The organism is Aeromicrobium sp. PFPM2_SD2, from assembly GCF_057364525.1.
On the sequence record NZ_JBNFNZ010000520.1, the window covers coordinates 1 to 1,600 of the forward strand.

A 1,600-nucleotide genomic window follows, 5' to 3' on the forward strand; every position below is an offset into this window, starting at 1 on the left:
CCGGGTCGCCGCTGCCGTACCGGGTGCTGGAGGGTCGCGCCGTCGACGACCGGGTCGGCAAGGGCGCGCCCTTTCACCGACGCGGACGCCGAGGCGTCCCCGCCGCCGCCCGGTGGGGCGACCTACTTCGCCTGACTAGGCGTCGAGGGCGCGCTCGAGGGCGTCCATCGCGTGGTCGATCTCGTCCTCGGTGATGACCAGCGGGGGAGCGACCCGCAGCGTCCGCAGGTGCGTCTCCTTGCACAGGACGCCCTCGTCGCGCAGCGCCATCGACACCTCGCGGCCGGTCTTGTGCGTGGGCTCGATGTCGACGCCGGCCCACAGCCCCCGGCCGCGGACGGCGGCCACGCCGTGCCCCACGAGCGCGTCCAGGCGCCGGTGCAGGTGCTCGCCGAGCTTGCGCGAGCGCTCCTGGAAGTCGCCGGTGCGCAGCAGCTCGACCACGGCGCTGCCGACCGCGCAGGCCAGCGGGTTGCCGCCGAATGTCGAGCCGTGCTGGCCGGGCTTCAGGACGCCCAGCACGTCGGCGCGGCCCACGACGGCGGACACCGGCACGATCCCGCCGCCGAGCGCCTTGCCGAGCGTGTAGAGGTCGGCCCGGACGCCCTCGTGGTCGAGCGCCAGGAGCTCCCCGGTGCGAGCCAGGCCCGACTGCACCTCGTCGGCGATGACCAGGACCTCGTGCTCGTCGCAGGCGGCGCGGACGTCGGCCCAGAACCCCTCCGGCGGCACGACGACGCCGGCCTCGCCCTGGATCGGCTCCATGAGCACGGCGGCGGTGTTCGGCCCGATGGCATCGCGCACGGCCTGCGCGTCGCCGAACGGGACGGTGACGAAGCCGGGCGTGAACGGGCCGTAGTTGTCGTGGGCGACGGGGTCGTCGGAGAAGGAGACGATCGTGGTCGTGCGGCCGTGGAAGTTGTCGGTGGCGACGATGATCTCGGCGGCGTCGTAGGCGACGCCCTTGACCTCGTAGGCCCACTTGCGGGCGACCTTGATCGCCGACTCCACGGCCTCGGCGCCGGTGTTCATGGTCAGCACCATCTCGGTGCCGGTCAGCTCGGCCAGGTCGCGGCAGAAGGCGCCGAACCGGTCGTTGTGGAACGCGCGCGACGTGAGCGTCAGCCGGTCCAGCTGCTCGTGCGCGGCCGCGACGAGCGCCGGGTGTCGGTGGCCGAAGTTGAGCGCGGAGTAGCCGGACAGGAAGTCCAGGTAGCGGCGGCCCTCGACGTCGGTGACGTACGCGCCCTCGGCGCGGGCCACGACGACGGGCAGGGGATGGTAGTTGTGCGCACCCCACTGCTCGTCGAGGGTGATGTACGCGGCTGAGGTCGTCATGGCCCCACGGTCGCGGACTCGACGGCGCAAGTCCAGACCCCCGGACGCCCTGCCGGCGGCCCGGAGCGGGCCGCCTATGCTCGGGGCCGTGGACCTTCCCGGGGTGAGCGTGCCGACCGCGCGCCTGCTGCGGCTCGTGCGAGCCGCCGCGGCCGCCGTCGTCTGCCTCGTCACCGCGACCGGCGTCCACGTCACGCTGGGCGCCACGCCGACCCGGCCGCCCTCCTCGTCGTCCTGGCACTGGTCGCCGGCGTCGCGTGAC

General features: G+C 74.1%; 1 protein-coding gene. It reads right to left on the bottom strand.

What is annotated here, in order from left to right:
• Nucleotides 1-135: 135 nt before the first annotated feature.
• Nucleotides 136-1,338 carry an ornithine--oxo-acid transaminase gene (rocD, locus tag AC2W7G_RS15845; RefSeq protein ID WP_485869286.1) on the bottom strand — a complete coding sequence of 401 codons (1,203 nt, stop codon included), beginning with the start codon at nt 1,336-1,338 and terminating at the stop codon, nt 136-138.
• Between the last annotated feature and the right edge of the window lie 262 nt (nt 1,339-1,600).